The sequence below is a fragment of the Mycoplasma sp. 394 genome, assembly GCF_054353895.1.
This window is the reverse complement of the sequence record NZ_JBTHHL010000002.1, coordinates 1-21,819: the sequence shown is the minus strand read 5'-3', so window position 1 is coordinate 21,819 and position 21,819 is coordinate 1. Positions and strand designations below refer to the sequence as shown.

Here is a 21,819-nt window from a genome sequence, read left to right as displayed (position 1 = left end):
CACTTTAAAAGACTATAATATTAAGAAAGGATTTTATGGCAAAGTTTATCGATGAAGTTAGCATATTATTGCAAGCTGGTAAAGGTGGAGATGGGATGATCTCTTTTCGTCGCGAGGCGCATGTTGATAAAGGTGGCCCAGATGGAGGCGATGGAGGTCGTGGAGGAAACATCTATTTTGTTGGTGATTTAGGTAAAAACACCTTGCTTAGTTTTTACAAAAACAAGCATATTACAGCAGAAGATGGTGTCAAGGGTGGCCCAAAAAATCTTTACGGTGCTAATGCTAAAGATACTTATGTCAAAGTTCCAATAGGAACCTTGGTATATAACGGGACGAAATTAATTGCTGATGTTATCAAAGCTGATCAAGCATATTTGGTAGCAAAAGGTGGAAAAGGTGGTCGTGGTAATAACAAGTTTAAAACCGCTAAAAACACAGCACCTAGAATTGCTGAAAACGGTATGCCTGGAGAAAAATACCAAGCACATATAGTCTTAAAAATTCTTTCTGATGTCGGTGTGGTAGGTAAGCCTTCAGCAGGAAAATCGACATTTTTAAATTCTATTTCAAATGCACATGCAAAAGTTGCAGAATATGAATTTACAACCTTAGTACCACAATTAGGAATGGTGCAATTTCATCAAAACTCTTTTACCGTTGCTGATTTACCTGGTTTAATTCAAGGTGCCGCATTAGGTAAAGGACTTGGAATTCAATTTTTAAAACACATCGAAAGATGTAAAGTCATCGCACATATTATTGATTTTGGTTCAGAAGATAAAAACCCGATTTTAGACTATGAAACTATTAATAACGAACTAAAATCATATAATTTAAAACTTGAATCAAAACCACAATTAGTTATAGCAAATAAATCTGATTTAGATGCTTTTAATGTGCATTTAAAATCTTTTAAGGATAAATATCCTGATGTTAAAGTTATTTCGATATCTGCAATTTTTCATCAGAACTTAGAAGTTGTTAAAGCTGCTTTATGTGAACTTATTTCAACTACTCAATTTCAGACAATTACTGAAGAAAATGATTCAGTAAAGGTTATAACTTATGAACCAGATTTTATTGTAAAAAATCCTTATAAAGGATACTTTGATGTTAGTGGAAAGAAAGTTGAAGAACTTTATTATAAAATTCCTATTAACACTTATGATAACTTAATTCGCTTTAATAACATCCTTAAAAAAATCGGTGTATGAGATGAACTAATTCGTCGCAACATCCAAAAAGGTGATATCGTTGCAATTTATGGTTTTGAATTCGAATGAGATGATTAAGAATAGGGGGTAATATGATATCTATGTTTAAGATTCTCCCGAAAAATCTGAAGAATCGGATTTGATTTGGAGTATCTTTAATCTTATTAAATGTAATTATAACAATGTTTATTCCAATTTTTATTGCTCAATTTTTACCTCTGTTGATTAATAAAAGTGGAACATATCACATAGTACTTTTCAATCATATAATTTATCAATCTACAAATTTTTCTAATACATTAGGTCTACTTTTAGGTGTTACCTTAGGATTAATCGCTTTTTCTTCTTTTGTATCAATGATGGGTCTTTTAATCATTGTCTGATCAGGAGAAAGAGCATCAAATTTTTATCGCGATAAACTGTTTGCTAAATACCAAAAGTTATCATTAAAAGAAATTGCACAAATTACACCAGAAAGTCTTATCACTCGGATCAACGACGATGTTGCAGTCTTTTGAGAGTTTTTAGTTGGAGCAAGCACTACCTTAGTTAAAGCTCCTTTTTATATCATTGCTGGTTTAGTTTTTGCATTTTTAACTGATGTTCCTTTAACATGAGCGATTATTGCCGTAATTCCTTTGCTAGTTTTTGTAATGTATTTTATCTTTAAATTTGTTCGACCATTAATTGCGCAAAACCGTAAAAACTTAGATGCAATTACCAAAGAATCTGATGAAAACATCCTAGGAATCAGATTTATTAAAGCATATAACCTGCAAGAGCAACAATATAGCAAATATCAAAGAGCAACCAATAAATGAAAAGTTAATGAACGCGGAATTTTTTCACTCTTTTCATTAGCAATGCCAGCTTTTTTCTTTATTACTAACTTAATAATTATTATTATTTATGCTGTTGCATTTGTGACAACTCAAAAAAATCCAAATACTAATATCCCACAATTAATTGCTAAGATTAATACATTTATTGAATATGAATTTATTATCGCACTTGGTATCAGTAGTTTTAGTCAATTTTTAGGAACTTTTTTCCGCGCTCGTGTTTCTGCTAAAAGAATTTCATATGTCTTTAACTTTAAAAGTTCGGATAAAGTATTTCCAACACATCTTAATACAAATAACGATAAAAACAGCTACAGCATTGAATTTAAAAACTTGAATTTTAAATATTTTCAAACATCTGAAGATTATGTTTTAAAAGATATTAATTTTAAAATTGATGCAGGTCAAACCTTAGGAATCATCGGACCAACTGGTGCTGGAAAATCTACCTTAGCAAACTTATTGATTAAAAATATGCAATATACTGACGGAAATATTTTAATCGATAACCAAGAAGTTAATAACTTTGATACCAACCAAATCCGTAAAGATGTTGGGATTGTATACCAAGATGCTTTACTTTATTCAGGTAGCATTAAGTCTAATCTACTTTTTGCTAAAGAAGATGCTAATGAACTACAAATTCAAAAAGCACTCGATTCTTCATGTGCAAACGAATTTGTTAATTCGTTTGCAGATAAACTTGATCATGTTGTAGGACAACGTGGCAAAAACTTATCCGGTGGACAAAAACAACGTCTTTCGATTGCTCGAACCTTGTTAATTGAACCAAAAATATTAATTTTAGATGATTCTACCAGTGCTTTAGATAACATTACTACTAAAAACCTTATTCATAATTTATCTACAAATTATCAAACCACCAATATTATCATTTCACAAAAAATTAATTCTATCAAGCATGCTGATAAAATTATCGTCTTAGACAAAGGTAGAATCATTGGACAAGGCAGACACGATGAACTGCTACAAACATGCCAATGATATGCTGATGTTAACTTTAACCAATTACAACAATAAGGAGCATAATGACTAAACATTCAAATTGACATGCTTTTAAAGTTTGAGTTTCTTTTATTAAAGAAGATAAAACCATTATTTATTGAGCATTATTATTTTCTGTTTTAAATGCATTAGCTTATATTGGTGGCAGTTTTTTAATCGGATTTGTTATTAACCACTTTTTTGAACCACTAGCAAAAGGTAATATCGCTTTTGAAAATATTTCTATCACACAGTTTGCTTTGACTCTTGCTGGATTAGGTGGATGTTATTTGATATATGCCATTTTTCGTTATTTAGAAAATAGCATTTATGCTAGGGTTGCCTTTTATGCAGCGGCAAGGGTGAGAAACAAATTAATGCATTCGCTGTTAGAAATGCCAATTAGTTATTATGATAATAATAAAACCGGGAACCTTATTTCAAGCTTAATTGTTGATTGCAATAACATCGCTTTATCGCTTTATCAAGGGCTAACCCAAGTTATTAATGCGATATTTAACATCTCGATTGCTATAATTGTTATGTCAATGGTATCTGTTTATTTAACATTAATTGTTGTTCCGTTTTCACTTTTGATGTTTGCATCAGTTGCAATTGTAATTAGACGTTCACAACCATACTTTATCAAAGTTCAAGAAGCATTTGGAGAACTTAACTCTTTTGTCGAAGAAATGTTAGCAAATACCAAGGTTACAAATGCATTTAACCGTCAAGAACTAATTAATAGCGAGTTAAAAAAGATAACCAAAAAAATTCGTCAAATTGCTTTTCGAGGTGATTTAATTACCAAGAGTCTTGAAACTATTTATTATGTGATTTCAAACTTAATTATCTTAATTATTACAGCCATTTCAGCAGTTTTTTATTTATTTTCAGTCCCTGTTTTAGGTGTACCTGGGTTAGGTGCAGGGGTGGATGGAAAAGCAACTGCTGCATTAATTTTTACTTATACATCATTGAATTGAAACTTTATGGGACCTTTTCAAGCGGTATTAGGAACTGTATTTCAAGCACAAGTCGGAATTGCAGCAACTACCAGAGTTATCCGAATTTTAGATGCACCAATTGAATCACATCAAAATGAAAAAATTCGCATTGTTAAAATCAGATTTGATCAAAATGAGCAAAAATTCATTGAAACTAACACAAATGATCCATACGCGTTTGCAGCATATAAATATAATCAAAACAATACCGTTAGTTATGCATCAGTGAAAGGGGAAGTTGTTTTTGATAATGTTTTCTTTAAATATAATCCAAATTCTTCTAATTACCAACTTAAAGGTGCTTCCTTTAAGGCTGAGCATGGAAAAGTTATTGCGATTGTAGGACCAACTGGTGCTGGTAAAACCACAATTATTAACTTAATTTCAAAATACTATGACTACCAACAAGGAAGCATTAAAATCGATGGAAATGAGCTAAAGGAAATCAATTCAAAAGACTTGAAAGACATCTTAACTATTGTGCTACAAGATTCATTTTTATTCAATGAAACTATTTTAGCAAATCTTAAAATGACCAATCCAAATGCAAGTATGGAACAAATTGAACAAGCAACCCAAATGACACAAGCACACCACTTTATCCAAAATATGGAAAAAGGATATCAAACACAAATTGAACATAATGGAATGAATATTTCACAAGGTCAAAGACAACTGCTTTCTTTGTCGCGAGCAATTTTATCAAATCGTAATATTTTAATTTTGGATGAAGCTACATCTAATATTGATTCAAGTACTGAGCAGATTGTTCAAAAAGCAATGCTGCATCTGATGCAATATAAAACTTCATTTATTATTGCACATCGACTTAGCACCATTAAACATGCTGATTTGATATTAGTAGTAAATGACGGAGAGATTATCGAAAGTGGAACACACGAAGAACTTCTAAATGCAAAAGGCTTTTATAATAATCTATATCAGTCACAATTTAGTAATTAACACAACTTATGGTTGTGTTTTTAATAATGTTTGTTTATACTAAAATTTGATATCATTTATCTGAGTTAATTTTTGTTTATTAACAACTTTATTAACAAGTAAAATTAATATCTTTGCTTGTTTTTAAAATACACAACATAAGCATTTTTGGATTTTGACATTCTTTAAAAATTAACTTTTTACTTGAATTTATAGCACTAAAAAATTTTTTACCATATATATATATATATATATAAGAGAGTATAATTTTATTCTATGAATTTATTGTGTGTTTTTTGTTATAAAATTTTTATACAGTCAACATATATAAAAATAACAAAAACTACAAAATTAAATAAGTAAAATATAAAGGAAGAAATTATGACTAACAAAAGAAAAGGAATAATTTTTGTTTCATCTGCTGCAGTTGCCGCTACAACTGTCACAGGACTAACAATAGGAATTTTATATGATCGCAAACAAGCAAGTGATCAATATAAAACCTTATATAATAAAACTTTAAATGATATAAAAAGGGTAAACATCTCTGATGAAACTAAGAGGCTGCTTTTTGCAGATTTATCTAAATTACCAACTACATATAAGACCCCAAGACAATTTGAATATCTTGCAGAAATAAATAAGAAAATCACCGATGCAGCAGTTAATTCAGTAAATAACAAATTAAATGAACTTGTGAATTTTGATTCTAAGGTTACTACTTTTACCAATCTTGATGATTTGATTACTTTTAATAATGCTCTTGATAAATTACTTGAATTTGATAAATTACTTCCAAAACTTAATGATTCTAAGGAAAAGGATGAACTTATTGCTCAGGCTGCACAAGCAACCAAACCAGAGCAAGTACAACCTTTAATTGATCGTCTTAAAGAATTAATTGATAAACAAGCAAAAGAGTTAGCAAAACTAAAAGAAAGCGTTGATGCTAAGATTGCTAAACTTCCATCAGTAATACAAGATAACTTTTTAGATTTACGTGCTAGAGCAGGGGATGATAAAGAAAAATTACGTGAGTTATCTACTTTATTAGATAAAACTCAGTTAGTTGCTGATAAAGCAAAAGAAATTCAAAATATCTACCAAAGGGATGATGTATATCAAGATATGACTACATTAGCTCCAGGTGATGAACTACCTGGTGGACAACTTGATACCATTAATAAAAAAGTAGATGAAATCTTAGATTCAGAAGAAAACCGTGATTTAGAAGACTTAAGAAAACAAGTACATGAGTTAAATAATGCTCTTGATGATGAAGCTGCTAAAAAAGATTTTTCAGATAAAATTGATAAAGCTGGAAACATCCCAGAACTTGTTGATATCCAAAAACAAATAGAAAATAAACTTAGAGCAATTTCTGGGGTTGAAGGATTGTTAAATTCTAAAAAGAAAATTTTAAAAGACAGAGTTAATAATTCAAATTTACCTGAAATTATTAAACAAAGATATCTTGATGATATTGATAATGCTAACCTTTTATCAGATTTAGATAACATTGAAACTGAATTAAAAGGTGTTTTAGCAATTGAAGATGCTAGAAATGCTGCACGTGCTCAAATTGAAGCACTGAATAATCCACCTAGAAATGAACTTTTAAACGAACTTAATAATGCTAATACCTTAGAAGATATTAATAAGGTAGGACAAAAAGCACTTGATTTATTAAATGTTGCTAAAAAAGAAGCTAGAACCAAAATTCGTTTACTAGATGGTGATTATGACAATAAAAACCGTTTAGATGTTGCACTTGTTGATGCTAAAACCCAAAAAGATGTAGTTGATTTAGAATTAGAAGCAGAACGTATTTTCCAAAAAATTAAAGATAATACCCAAGATGATATTAATAAAATCGATCCTAATGGTGAATTTAGTCAATTTAAAAAAGAACTACAAAGCAAACTCACTGATTTAAATAATAATCCTAACGCTATAGCAAAAGACTATTTAGACTTATCTAAAAAAGCAAACACCGTTGATAACTATGAAGAAGCTAAAAAGCGTGCTAAAGAATACTACAATAAATTAGATGATGAAAACAAAGCCAAAGTGGCTAAAGAATATAACACTATAAATTCAGCACAATTTGATCCTGAAAAACTTTTTGATCCTAATGATAAAACCACTAATCAAGCCTTTAAAGCAGTTTTAGATGCTAAGGAAAAAATTGAAGATATTTATAACTTCCAAGAAAACAAAAAAGTAGCACAAGCCGGAATCGATCAAATTGAAAATGCTACTAAAAAAGCAGAATTTAAAGATCGTTTATTAAAAGTAACTAACAATGCTGAATTAGCAGGATTAATTTCAGATATTAAAAACTACCACAAACTTGAATCAGATAATAAACTTACCAACGGACAACTTGAATATATTATTAATAAATACATCAAAGATCCTAAGAAGAAAGCAGAATTATTAAATAACCTTAAAAATGCTACAAGTGATTCAAACGGAAAGACAATTGATAATCAAAATACCATTTTTGATAATCTTTCTAAAATCCGTAATGAAATTACTAATAGTATTGATGCACAAAACCAACTTGATTCACAAAAAGAACAAATTGGTGCTTTAATTGATCGAATTAGCGATCCTGCTAAAAAACTTGCTTTTCGTGATAAATTAGTTGATGTCAATGATTCAAATGCTGCAAACGATTTATTAGGTTCAATTGATAATCAAATTAAATTACAAAACGAACAATCACATTTAAACAGCCTAGCTGATAATATCATCGATCCAAAAGCAAAACAAGAGTTTTTAAACAAAATAAATTCACTGCCTGATGCTGCTTCTGGCGCTGCTTTAGCAGAGCAAATTAATAAATCCTTAGCAGACCAAGATGCAGCACTAGCGGCTGCCAAAACTGCTGCTAAAGATAAATTAGGTTTATTATCGAATGCTAATCCAAAAAAACTAGATTTATATAACCAACTTTCTAATGCTAAAACACCACAAGAAATTAAAACTATTTCTGATCAAGTTGATTCATATATTAACGAACTTAAAGATCAAGCTAAAAAAGCTATTGCTCGCACCGAAGGTGGATTAACTGAATATAACGGAGATTTAAAGCAAAATTTAGAATCTTCTTTTGGTGCATCACAAGTTGAAGCCGCTATCCAAAATGTTATCGATCAAGCTAACAAAGCATTCTCAGATGTTCATGATAAAGTTATTGATACATTAGATGGAGATGGAAGCACAGCAAATCCTGGTCTTAAAGATACTGACAAAAAAGCTAAATATGCACAAGATATCATTAATTCAAATACCATTAAAGACTTAAATAATGTTTTAGATAAAATTAATAAATCTATTGCATATGAGCACGCTCATGATGCTGCTGATGCACAACTACAAAATGTACAAGATCCACAAAAAGCTGCTGAATTAGCTAAGGAACTAGAAGCAACTAAAGCAAATGAAGATACTCCAGGTGCAAATGCAATTTTAGATAAAATTAACCAACAAATAGAATCTGAACACAATGAAATTGCTAATTTAGTAGCACAAACTAAAGAACAAATCAAGAAATTATATAAACCAGAAAATATCGACTTATTCAATAAACGTGCAAATAAACCTGACTTAGGTTTATTAGATGCTCGTGATATGCTTAAAACCATCAAAAATACCATTGCTTTAGAACAAGATGAATTAGCTAACAAAAAAACACAAGCTCGTAAAGATACACAAGCTCGTTTATTAGCAGGCCCAAAACTTGATGAATTTAAAGAAAAAATCCAAGCTGCGCAATCTCAAGTAGCTGTTGATGGTGTTATCAAAGAAGTTGATGCATATTTACAATCTTTAAAAGATGATGCAAAATCACAAGCATTAAAACTTAACGACAACGAAGGTCTTATCCGTGATATTGATGCTGCAACAACACAAGCAGCTATTGCTGCAGCTAAACAAACCGCAATTACTCGTTTAAACGATGCTAAAGCACAAGTATCGAATCGAATCGATGATGTAATCAATGTTGTTGCTGCTGATAATAAATCATTAAAAGATGCTTTAGCTGCTGCTGATAATCAAACACAAATTAATCAAGTAAATAATGACATTGATGCTAAGTTAGTTGCTTATAATGCTGATACTAAAGCCGATGTAGCCCGTTTGAATAACCCCGATGCTGATCACATCATAACTTCCGAACACTGAACTACCCAATCCATTTCAAAACAACAACGTGATCGTGTTTCAGATAAAATAAATTCTAGACTTTCAGAATATGATGCTACCCTCGCTAAATTAATCGGTGATAATACAATGCATAAAAAATATGCTGATATTAAAGCTGCTATGGATACATCAAAAATTAAAGAGCAACAAATTCTTGACTATATTTCTGAAATGAATGCTGCTTTTGAAGGACAAAAACAAAATGATTTAGGATTACTTTCATCCGTTACAAACAACGAACAAAAAAGTGTCTTGAATCAAATGGTTAATACTGCAGCAACCATTCAAGATTTAAACGATGCTAAAGTTGCAATCCAATTACAAATTCATAAAGAAGCAGTTTTAGCAACCTTAGATTCTAAAAAACTTTTCCCTGAACAAAAGACTTCATTTAATGTATCTATCAATGGAGCACAAAGCGAAGATGCATTGAATCAAGTAATCAAGAACTTGGAAGCCAAGGATGCATATAACCGTGCTTTACAACCAAAAATTAATGCTGCAACTGCTGCTAATAATAATATCGACTTGGATGAATCAAAAGCAACCAAAGATGAATATGCACAATTAATCAATGATGCTCGAAGCAACGAGGATGTTGCTGCTGTTATGGCTAAAATCAAAGCATTCTTAGATGCTAAAAAGGCTGAAGCAAAAACTCAAGTTGATAAACTTACTGGTAGACAATCTAGAGAGACTGAACAAGGTAATCTTGATAGTACCCAAAGTGAAAGTGGATATAAACAAATTAAAGATACAGCTGCTAAAATCTTCTCAGATGAACAAACTGATTTAAAAAAACTATTAAATGGATATACATATACTGATAATAATCAAAAAGTTCAAAGTGTAACAGGGGTAAGTGATCAAAGTTTTAAAGATGCTGCATTAAAAGCAATTGATAATGCTGCTAATATGGGAGAGTTAGATGCAGAACGCATTAAAATCAATAATCAAAAGACTCGTGAAGGTATTCAAAAATTAATTGATACAATTCAAGAAAGTACTGATAAAGCAAAACTGCAAAATGATTTAAATCAAGCTCAAAATGCAGAAAGTTTACAAAAAGTCGAAACTGAAGTTAATAGTAAACTTACAGATCAAAGTAATCAAGTTACTGCTTTAAAAGCGCAAGTTAAAGAAAAATTAAATGTTTTAAATAGTTCTAATAGTGTAAGAACCGAAATTGAAAAAACTATTGATAACCAAACTCAAATCTCTAAACTAAAAGAGGATTCACAAAAAATTGATACTGAACTAAAACGCATTCGCGATGAAGTACAAAAAGAAATTACCCAAAAGATTCAACCTACTAATCGAAATAATGAAAACCCAGGTCATCTTAATAAGTATAACGAACTTCAAGAACAAGTTAAAAATGCTCGAACTGATGAAGATTTATTAAGAATTAAAAATACTATTATCCCAGATTACCTTAAATCAGTTGTTGCACAATATAAAAGCAAAATCGATAACAGTTTAGATGCAACCGATGCAAAAGATTTTGATACAAAACTGCAAACAGCTGAAAAATTTGTTCCTACTGCAGCAACTCAAGGTTCTGGGGGTTCACAAGGTGGTTCAACAATACCTGGAAGTGGGTCTACCAGTTCAACTACCCCTGCTACCAAAGATTTATCTACTGTCAACCAAATTGATGATGTTCTAAAACAAGCTCAAGATAAATTAAAACAAAATGCAGAAACCCTTAACAATAAAGTTGAAGATGCTAGCAAAAAAGCAGAATTTACCAAAGAATTAAATGATGCATATAATCAAACTAATACCGGTTCAGTATTTGTTAATAAACTTGAAAAGATTAAAGAAGTTTATGACAAGATTCAAACACAAAGACAACTTGAAGAAACTAACTTAAAAAATCTGAAAGCACAAATTACTAACCAAATTAATGCATCACTTAATGATTCTGCTAAATCTGCTAAAAAGACTGAATTAGAAAATGAATTAAAATCAGCAGATACATCTGCTAAAGCAAATGATGTTAAAACAAAAGTAGAAAAAGAAATTACCGATGCTAAAACTACAGCAACTGCTGTAATTGAAAAATTAAAAGGTAATAACAGATACGATAATTTAAAACAAAGACTTGACCAAAGTAATGATTTAAATAACATCAATACCATCCAAGCTGAAGCAAACAAAGTTTTAAATGACTATAAAAATGAAGTTACTGCTGCGATTAATCAAGTTGAAGATAATTCTACTAAAACCACATTAACAAGTGAAGTAAATGATACCAGCAAACAAACATATACTGAATTATCTAACATCAAAAACAAAGCACAAATCAAATACAAACAAGAACAAATTACTAAAGAAATTAATCAATTATGAAACAAAGATAATTACCAAAATCAAGTTAACGCCACCGATGTTACCTTAGATAAATTAAACAACATCGAATCGCAAGTTCAAGCCGCTAAACGCAATCAAGATACTCAATTAGCTCAAGCTAAAACCGAGGCTAAACAATATATTGATAAAGCAAGCAAAGCAAATGAATATAATAACGAGCTACAAAATGCTACTACCTTAGATGTTGTTAAAACTGTTAAAGATAAAGCGATTAAAGATGTTGAAACTGCTAAGAATGCTGCATTAGCTGAACTAAATAAACTACAAGGTTCTCCAGATTATAATACCTATAATCAACTTATCAACGATACATCTAAAACAGAAAGTGCTTTAAATCAACTTAAAACTAATGTTGAACAAAAAATATCACAAGCTCGCACTGATGCTGAAAATGCTATTAATGCTACATCTGCATCTAATAAAGCAGAATTAATTAAAGAATTAAAGGATGCATCTAAAACAGATACATATGCAAAAATTAAATCACTTGAATATACTGCTAAGGTTCAAGAAAAAGCCGATCCAATTAAAACAAGTATTTCAAGCATTTTATCAAGAGACCAAAGTCCATATACTACTCGATTAAATAACATCACTTCTACTCATCCTACATCTGAAGCAGATATGAATCAGAAACTTAATGAACTTAATCAATTATCTGCTGATGTAACTACAAAAAATCGCGAACAAACCGTTGCAATCCAGTCTGCTTTACAAGCATTTAACCAACAAGTAGAAAAAATCGATGTATCGACTGATAAAAAGAATGAATTTAAAAACCAAGCAGGAAGCAGTGATCCACAAACTATTAAAGATGCTGAAAATAAAGTTACTGAATATCTAAATTCTAAACAACAAGAAATTAATAATTTACTAAATAAATTTATTCCAGTGAATGAGAACGGAGCTAACCGTAAACAATTTGAAAATGATTTAAAAGGTGCTCACAAAGAATCTGAATATAATGCTTTAAAAGCAAAAATTGAAGCTAAATTCAACGATATTAAAGCAAAAGCTGAAGCTGCAAACAAAATCTTTGGTAATGAAAAAGATTCAGAATTTAATACTGCTAAAACAACCGATACCGAAAAAGCATATACAGATTTTACTAACAAAATAAACCAAGAATTTAGCAACCTTAAGAACCAAACTAAAGCTTCTTTGGATGGTATCACTAATACTTCTGAAAAAGCAAAATTACAAAAACAAATTGATTCAGCACCTACTAAAGCAAAAATCGAAGAAATCAAAACTCAGATACAACTGCAAAAAGACAAAGAATCTGCACTAAACGAAGCAAATAAACTTTCAGATTCTAATGTTCAAAAACAAACTATTATTAATGCTATAAATAATGCTACTACATCTGCTGATGTAAATAATCAAAAAACTGCTGCAACAAATGCTTTAAAAACTATTAAAGATAAAGCAACTAATGATTTAAATAAAATTACTGGTGACGTAGCACATGTGCAAGCGCAACAAAACTTACAAAATGCTACCACCGAAGATCAAATTAAAGCAGTTGAAAACACTATTGCAACAACTCTTGCAAATAAGAAAAACGAAGTTCAAAACGAAATCAATCAACTTACTTCAAATCCTTCAAGTCTTTCTACAACTGGTAAAGACACCATTAGTGATTTAAATAATTTAAAAAAACAAGTTATTGAAGAAGCAAAAAAACAAGCAAAAAATGAAGTAGATAAAATTGCTACAAATAATTCAGAAAAAACTAAGTTAGAATCACAACTTAATAATGTTGCATCAGTTGCACAAGCTAATGAAATCAAAAAGCAAGCTGTTGCTCAACAAAATCATGACCAAGCACTTGCTAGTGCTAAAAATAATGCTTTACAAATAGTTAATAAATTAGCAGATACAAATAACAAAAAGAATGAATTAAAAAATGCAATAAATGCAGCAACTGATCCTTCCGTCGCACAAGCAAAGGGTCAAGAAGCACAAACTATTTTAAATAATCTAAATAATGAATTCACCAAAACTAAAAACCGTTTTGATGCTAATTCAACAGATTCAGTGTTTGTAGCAAACCAACATCCGGCTGATAATGAAAAAGCAATTACCGATGCAACTACTGCTTTAAAAAACGAATTAGCAAAAATTAAGGATAACGCATCTGCTGCTGTTGAGAAGTTAAAAGTTAATACAAGCGCAACAAATGATTCTTCTGAAAATAACGATTATAATCAATTAAAAGAAGCACTTAATAAATATATTACCAATAATCAAATTAATGATCAAGCAACCGAAAGTGCTTTAAATAACATCATTAATCAAGTAAATCAAAAACTTAATGATAAAAAATTAGCTGTAAAAGCACAAGTTGATGCACTAACACAATCGCAAGAAAAAACCAATTTAGAAAATCAACTTAAATCAACTGATTTAACTAAAAATACTTTGGTAGATATTGAAAATAAAGCCAAAAGAAAAAAACAAGTTGATGATACTATTACATATATTAATAATAAAAAATTAAATGCTGATGGGGTGAATAATCAAAACATTATCCCTGATACTGATAAAAATAACTTTATTAATCAAGCAAAACAACCAAATGCAAATCTTGATCAAATAAAGCAAGAAGTTGATAATAAATTTAATGAAATTAAAAATTCTTTAAAAGCTGCTAAAGATGCTGCAAAAGCTGCAATAAATAAACTTCCTGTATCACAACGAAATAATTATTCAATTGATTCACTTACAAAAGTAGCTGATGTCAACGCTAAAAAAACACAAGCAGAGTCTGCTTTAAATACTATTCGTAATGATGTACAAACTGAAATTAATAAACTTGGTAGTTCACAAAAATCTTATTTAGAAAACAAGAAAACCCAAGAAAACAACGACGGACAAAAATTACTAGATCTTAAAGAAGAAGCAAAACGAATTAAAACCAAATCAGATGAAGTTAGCTCTTATATAGATTCACAATTTACAAATAATGCTCAAAAAACTTACTTTAAAGATCAAGTAAATTCAACAAACGGAGATAACGAAACAAAACTAGATTCATTAAAAGCAAAAATTACTAAGGTTGCAGCTAAGGTTACTGATGTACAAAATACATTAAATTCAGCTGGATTGCCATCTAATGAAGTATCACAATTTACCACTGAATTAGGTAATGCGCATGATGAAAATGCATTAGATAATTTAAAGAATAAAATCTTAGTTGCTAAAGCTAAAAATGATGCTCAAAGTGAAATTAATAAATTAGATAATAATCAAAAATCAACCTTACAGAGTGAATTGACAAATAATAGAACCCAAAGCATTGATTCATATAATACAATCAAAAATAAAGCAGTACAACTTAAAAAAGATATCGATGCAGCTCAAAGTGAAATTAATAAATTACAATCTGGTAACCAAACTGATTTAAAAACTAAATTATCAAATGCTAAGGATTCATCAACTGCAACAAAAATTAAAAATGATGCAATTACTTTAAAACAACAAGTTGATGCTGCTAAATCACAAATTGATACTATTTTAAACGACAGCAAATATGCATCTAAGAAAAATGACTTAATTAACAATTCATTATATAATGCAACTGATAAAAATAGTATAGATTCTGCTGTTAATGAAGCTAAAAAGTATAAACGTGGTGAAGAAATAAAAGAACTTAAAGATCAAATATCTGGATTGATAAATCGCCTAAGTGATCAAAGTAAGAAAAATGATTTTACCAATAAAAACAATGCAGTAAATAATCACGATTATGCTAATGAATCAACTTATAATAATGACACATCTACTTTAAATAATTTAAAAACAGAGGTTTCAAATTATTTAAATCAAAAGAAAACCGAAGCACAAAACCAACTTAACCGTCTTAGTTCAACTGGTGCTGCCAAAGTATCTAACTATGATTCGTTAAAGAATTTAGTTAATTCAGATAATACCACCGAAAACCAATACCAACAAGTAGTTACTGATGTAAATTCAGAAATTCAAAAACTTAAAAATGATGCTTTAAAAGAAATTAATAAACTACCAAAAGAAATTATTCAATCAAATAATTTAATGGATGGATTAGATGCTACTAATGTAACTCAACAAACAATCGAAAATAAAAAAGCTTTAGCTATTGCACAACAAAAAAATAAGGAAAATATTGCTAATACCATTATTAAACGTCTCGATGGAATCGATGAGCAAAGTAAAAGCAAATTAGCAGATGAATTATCAAAAGCTAAAACTGATACAGAAAAGCAAGATATCATTGATAAAGCACAAGCATCATATACTAATACCATTAATGATATTAAAGATGCTTTGGGAATATCTGAGATTAATCAACAAGGTAATGGTGAAACTAAAGATCAAACATATAAAAATATCCTACAAATTGATGATGCTAAGAAAAAAGAAATTGAAAAAGCGATATCTGATGGAGATAGTGCTAAGTTAGCAGAGATAAAAAAAGAAATTGATGCTAAGAAAAAAGAAATCGCTGATAAAGCCAAAGCAGAAGAACAAAAAAGATATAATGATGCTGTAAGCAAATCACAAAAAGCATTTAATGATCATGGATTATTAGGTACTAATAGTGGATATTCTAATATTTATACAGATGAACTAAAAAATCTTGCTGAAAGTTTAAATGAAAAGCGAGAATCAATAATAAAAGATAATACTTTATCGCAAGATGAAAAAATCACTAAATTAACAGACATTGAAGAACAAGCTAATGCTATATTCATGGGTATAAAAGATCGTTTATCTCACGACTTAGAGGTAATTAAAACAAAAGATCCATCATTTTATAATAACTACAAAGTATATATCGTTTCTTTTAATAGTATTAGAGATTTCGATTATTCAACATTTAGATATCAAGCGATCATCAATAAATACAATGAATCACAATTTAATGATCAAAAACAACAAATTCAAAATCTAAGAAATCAACTTAAAAACATCATTGCTCCTTTAGATGGTGATGCAATGTATTCACAACTACTTACACAAGCAGATTCTACTACAGATAATTCATTAGTCTCTAAATTCCAAAATATAGTTAAGGATAGACTTGAAAAATTAAAAAAAGAAGCACTTGAGGCAGTTACTGCAAAACTTGGTGATGCAACAGCAGCTAATAATAATAATAAGCGCTCTGATTGAAACAACCGTATCAATAACAGTTCTACTAATACTTATAAAGCATTTAAAGCAATTATGGATGAAATTTATAAATATTCACCAAATTCACAAACTGATGCATATGTTGGTGAACAAGGTGATCACGATGCTAATGTTGCTAACGGTAATTTCTTTGATACCAAATCAAATCCGTTATTCGGATGACAACAATTTAGATTACCAGATAATGTACAAACACAACTTTCGAATGCAATTGCAAACTCAAATGGTGATGCAAAAATTGCTGCACAAAAGAAATTCTTAAATTCTTTATTTGACTACCGTTCATTCCAAGTCTTTAAGGAATATCTATTAAACAACTTCTTTAAAGTAAAACCACAACCACTTACTGCAAATATTACTTTTGATGTAAGTAAAAAAATCAAAGAGTGAGCACCTACCCAAATATCTGGTTTAGAAACAGGTGATTCACATATCGGAAGTTACTACAAAGAACTTGCTTTAAAATGATATCGCTATGTAACTAGCCCGCAACCTGGTAAGGAAACTACAAATCAACCACAAGTTACTTTATTTACCAAAGAACAAGCAAACTTCATGATTGGAGAAGTTATGAACCCACGTGCTAAGAAGTTTGCTCGTAATGTTATTGTAGAATCAAAACGACTTACCTTTAATCAAAAAGTTAAATATTTAGACTTATTGGCTAAATCCGTTTCTAGAAATGACATCTTAACAGTATTGAAAAAAGTAAATGCCGATGATCCAACCTTACCAACATCAATTTCACCAAACTACTCTGCTTCACATTATTGAAAATATGATGATACAGACTGAATTAGAAACAATATCCCTGGTTCAAAACTTGATCCAGCTTGACCACAACTTTATAGTATTGACACAAGTTATGGTGGAGTATATATGAACTTTGATAAAATTAAATAGGATTATAAAACTAATGCAATTTGCGTTAGTTTTATTTAAATCTGATTTAGAAAAATTTTTGTTTTGTTTGTTTTGGTATGATATAATAAAAATAATGGATAAAAAGCAAGAGATAAAATTTATTGATTTATTTGCTGGTATAGGTGGATTTCGACTTGGTTTACAAAGTAAAATAACCAAGTGTGTTTTTGCTTGCGAAATTGATGCACATGCAGCATCAATGTATCAAGCAAATTTTGGTGATGATCCTAGTTGCGATATTAGCAATCTGGATGCTAAGAATATTCCAGATTTTGATATCCTATGTGCTGGGTTTCCTTGTCAAGCATTTTCGATATCAGGAAAGCAAAAAGGATTCAACGATGCAATTCGTGGAACCTTATTTTTTGATATCATTAGAATCTTAAGGGAAAAGAAACCAAAAGCATTCATCTTAGAAAATGTTGCTAATTTATTAAAACACGATAAGGGAAATACCTTCTTTATTATGCAAAAAACATTAACTGAATTAGGATATACTGTTTCATACAAAGTTCTAAATGCAAAAGATTTTGGTGTCGCTCAAAATCGAGCAAGAATCGTAATTGTAGGAAACAACCAAGGGAAAGTGTTTGATTTTGATAAAATCAAAATCAATCCAGTTAGTTCAATGAAAGAATTTTTGGATAAAGATGCTAACGAATATCTAAATCAAAATGAATACACATTATTAGATCAATCACAAATAAAAATACAAAAATCTGGATTAATTTTTATCGGGTATCGAAATAAAAAGATTCGTAATAAAGGTATCGATAAAGAAACCTTGCATCTATCAAGAGTGCATAAACAAGTGAATCGGATTTATTCTTCAAGAGGACCAGTTCCAACAATCACATCGCAAGAAAAAAGTGGAAGATACTTTATTTATCATAACAACAAAGTCAGAAAATTAACATTAAATGAGTGTTATAAGCTGATGGGTTTTCCTGATTACTTTAAGAAAATCGGGTCAACTTCAAAATTATATGAAAGAATAGGCAATAGTGTTTGTGTACCAATGATAAGGCAAATTGCTAATGAAATGATACATCAGTTTTGAAATAATAGGGAGAATATGGATATAACAACATTTTTAGAAAATATTTATAAAGAGTCTTTGACTTTAACATCAGTTGACAAAACAAATTTAAATAATAAACAAAAACATAATATTCAAATAATTGTTGATCACGAAGAAGGTTATAAAGGGGTTTTTACAGTTTTAGTTACTTCCTTAGTCTATAAAATTCTACATCCACACCAAGACATTAGATTACATCAAGCAAATATGAAAAATGGATATAGTGGAAGAAGTTTTGATGCAAAATATATTACACCTTTTTTAAAACAAAAACAGTTTTTAGGTGCAATGAAGGAATCAGGATGAACAACTAGAACCTTAGAACAAAATTTCGCTTATAATTTAGATTATCCAGGTAAAATAAGTAACATAGATATCAAGAATGCATTTTTAAGTATTTTATATGATGTGCAAGAATTAAATATTGATCCACGGTTATATTTAAAATCTCTGTTTGCATTAAGTATTAAACAAAAAGAGATAAAATCTGTGAATATTTTAAATCCCTTTGCTAATAAGACACAAATAACAATTGATGATATTATTAATCTTTTAAATCGACATTTTTATTACAATTATAAATCACGCGGTGCATCAATTCTACCTGTTATTGCTTTATATAGCATCTATCAATGTATCCTAAAAGAAAATCATAGATATAAAGACAAAATTTTAAATCCACTTAGTTCGCACTACAATAGTGATAAAAGTTCCAAGAATGTTGCTGATATAATCATCAAAAATAAGGATGGTTCACTATTTGAAGCAATTGAAGTTAAATTTAATATAAAAGCTAATGATATATTACTTGCCGATTCATACATAAAGTTTAAAAACACTAGTATCCAAAGATTTTATTTGCTTTCTACGGTAAAGCAAGATGAAACAGAAAGAATTAATCAACTTATCAATAAAATCAAACTTGAACACGGTTGTCAAGTAGTTGTAAATGGTGTATTAGAATCGATAAAGTATTATCTAAGACTTTTGCATAATACTGAAAATTTCATCGAAAATTATATTAACAATATGAAAGAAAACAACGAGATAAATTCTGAGCATAAAATTGCTTGAAATCATATAATTAATGATTTTAAAAATACATAAATATGTTTAACAACAAAAGGAGTATAATATTATAATACTTCGAGAAAGGATGATATGAAATATTTTAAGTCAAACTTATTAAAATATATATTAGCTATCTCTCTTTCTTCTATCGGTTCTGAAGCATTTAAACTTAGTAGTTCATTATATATCTTTAAATTTACTGGTGATTTTTGAATCGTGTCTCTACTTTATATTCTAATGCAACTTCCTGCCTTAATTATTTATTTATTTGCTAATAAAATTATAAAATTTTTAAAAGATAAAAATGCTTTATTTTTGGTAGATATTTTAAGTGCTATAACACTTATCATTCCCTTTGTTGCTTTCTTTTTTATATTCAAAAATGCACATACACCTTGATTTTCTTACATATTACTTTCTATTAATATATTAATTTCCTTAATTCACTCATATCGATTTATTCATCTAAAAAATATTGTATATCATTATGCGAGTTCACAAAAAGAGTTAAGAAACATTAATACTGGATTTTCGATAGCTATTTCACTTGGAATATTCATATCACCAATACTTTCTTTATTTTTTGTGTATCTGGAATTTTATTTATTAATCCTATTCAACATATCTACTTATTTAATTTCTGGATTTCTTTATATTTCAAGCAAACCTAGCGAAAAAGCTTATGAATTTGTAAAAACAAACACTGATGTAAATATAAAACCGATATGATATAAATGGGTTTATATCATATCAATATCAATTTTTATTGGAATATTTTTATATCCAAAGAATTCAGGTTTAATTCCTTTCTTTAAGTATACTAATTTTGATTATTCACAATGGATGTTTTATTTAACAATACTAATGTCTGGAGTTGCTTTTGTAACAGGACTAATCCTTATAATTCTTAATAATAAAAATGTCAAAATAAATATCAATACCAGTTGGCTAATTTTGATAATGACTTTAATTAATCTAAGTTGATTTTTTGTAGATTTATCATCTTCGAAATTTATATCTACTATTTACTATATTATCATAAATGTAATTCAACAATTTCTTTTTAGTATTATGCTTCCGAATTATTATGATGAAACATATAAACTGTTTTCAAAGAAATATTATCAAAAACAAAATAGTTATTCAATGTTAGCAAGATTATTAATCCCATCTATCATAACTATTTTTATTACATTAACTCTTAAATCTACAAATTATTTTTATGCATACTTAATTTATTCAATTTTTATTTTAGGATTATCGTTTTTTATATTGCTAACAAATATCAAAATTTATAAATATAATCTGCTAAATTATTATAATACAGACGAATCTCTTCGGGATTACTCAATAACTGCTCAACAAGGTTTATGAACATCTGAACAAATGGTTTTATATAAATATTTTCCAAAAACTTCTGCTAATTTAAGAATTTTAGACATCGGGTGCGGATTAGGTAGAACTACATTTGAATTATCTAAAAGATATCCAAATGCAAAAATTTACGGTATTGATATAAATAAGAAATTCATCTCAATGTTGAAAACTTATAATAATATTAAGTGATTTTTTACTGATATTAGTAAGCCCATAAAACGAACTAGTTTTTTAAAAGCACAAAAGTTTGACTTAATTCTCTTTTCTTTCAACGGTTTTTCCTGAATTTCCCACTTTAATGTATTAAAAAATCGTTTAAGCCTTAAACATAGGCAAAAACGAATTTTTTTAATAATTTTTTCTTACTGTTTCACAGTAATCATTAAAAAGTGTTCAACCTTCTTCGAAATTAAATCCTGTAATTTCGTTTCTTATACTTTCTATAACTTCATTTGTGTATATATCAACTTTGTTTGAAATCGAAACATTAGAAATAAGATTTATTAATTTTTCTTCTGTTATTTCATAAGAAATACCTGTTTTCATATGAAATTCTTTGAAAAGATAAACAAGAAATTTCAATA

6 protein-coding genes are annotated in these 21,819 nt (G+C 29.0%); all 6 read left to right on the top strand.

The window, feature by feature from the left end; genetic code table 4:
* The first annotated feature begins 35 nt into the window (after nucleotides 1-35).
* The 6 genes from obgE (at nucleotide 36) to ACXYRQ_RS00800 (ending at nucleotide 21,742) form a co-directional block, all read left to right on the top strand.
* A complete protein-coding gene (gene obgE, locus ACXYRQ_RS00825; protein ID WP_458614506.1) occupies nucleotides 36-1,295 on the top strand; it encodes a GTPase ObgE in 1,260 nt (419 codons plus the stop codon).
* Nucleotides 1,296-1,318: 23 nt separating this feature from the next.
* Nucleotides 1,319-3,100 carry an ABC transporter ATP-binding protein gene (locus ACXYRQ_RS00820; protein WP_458614505.1) on the top strand — a complete coding sequence of 594 codons (1,782 nt, stop codon included), beginning with the start codon at nucleotides 1,319-1,321 and terminating at the stop codon, nucleotides 3,098-3,100.
* An 8-nt stretch (nucleotides 3,101-3,108) separates the two neighbouring features.
* Nucleotides 3,109-5,034, top strand: a complete 1,926-nt coding sequence (locus ACXYRQ_RS00815; protein WP_458614504.1) for an ABC transporter ATP-binding protein — start codon at nucleotides 3,109-3,111, stop codon at nucleotides 5,032-5,034.
* Nucleotides 5,035-5,394: 360 nt separating this feature from the next.
* Nucleotides 5,395-17,685, top strand: coding sequence for a hypothetical protein (locus ACXYRQ_RS00810; protein WP_458614503.1), 12,291 nt, complete (start codon nucleotides 5,395-5,397; stop codon nucleotides 17,683-17,685).
* Nucleotides 17,686-17,779: 94 nt separating this feature from the next.
* A complete protein-coding gene (gene dcm, locus ACXYRQ_RS00805) occupies nucleotides 17,780-19,894 on the top strand; it encodes a DNA (cytosine-5-)-methyltransferase (protein WP_458614502.1) in 2,115 nt (704 codons plus the stop codon).
* A gap of 54 nt (nucleotides 19,895-19,948) precedes the next feature.
* Nucleotides 19,949-21,742 (top strand): methyltransferase domain-containing protein, encoded by a 1,794-nt coding sequence (locus ACXYRQ_RS00800; protein ID WP_458614501.1) that lies wholly within the window; start codon nucleotides 19,949-19,951, stop codon nucleotides 21,740-21,742.
* The last annotated feature ends 77 nt before the right edge of the window (nucleotides 21,743-21,819 follow it).